The following is a 461-nucleotide window of genomic DNA, read 5'->3' as shown; positions in this document are numbered from 1 at the left end:
TACGGACAAAGCCATGACGAAATCCTCGTAAATGGAGTGTTGCAGCTTCCGGCCGGGCCTGCGCCAGGCATGATTTAGAAAACCTTCGTAATGGTTATCGTCGGTACCGCTCACTTCTTTAGAGAACTTCAGGAGTTTTCTTATTTAAACCCCAAGCAGCATGCATGTCCGCTACCAGCAGGCGGCAATCGGTCGCGCAAGCCGTCGCGTTTTCAGGGCTGCACAAAGGCCCGGTAGCGGTTACCGCACATTCATCAGCCATAAAAAAACGGAAGGGCGCACGAGGCGCCCTTCCGTTATTGAACCGCTGAGGGTATTAGCCCAACAGTTTCAGTACCGACGATGGCAGTTGGTTAGCCTGGGACAGGATCGCAGTCGAGGCCTGCTGCAGGGTTTGTTGCTTTGTCAGCTCGGCGGTTTCGGACGCGAAGTCGGCGTCCTGTACCCGGCTGCGCGCTGCG

The 461-nt window shown here is 56.0% G+C and carries 1 protein-coding gene; it reads right to left on the bottom strand.

The genetic code is table 11. The annotated features are described in order from the left end of the window. Nucleotides 1-316: 316 nt before the first annotated feature. On the bottom strand, nucleotides 317-461 hold a 145-nt coding region (locus NPS46_RS25140; protein ID WP_274112038.1), incomplete at its 5' end, for a flagellin.

This window comes from Pseudomonas putida, from assembly GCF_028682395.1.
In the GTDB taxonomy this organism is placed as follows: Bacteria; Pseudomonadota; Gammaproteobacteria; order Pseudomonadales; family Pseudomonadaceae; genus Aquipseudomonas; species Aquipseudomonas putida_AB.
Note: the sequence above shows the minus strand (reverse complement) of the source record. Positions and strands in the feature narration are given on the sequence as shown.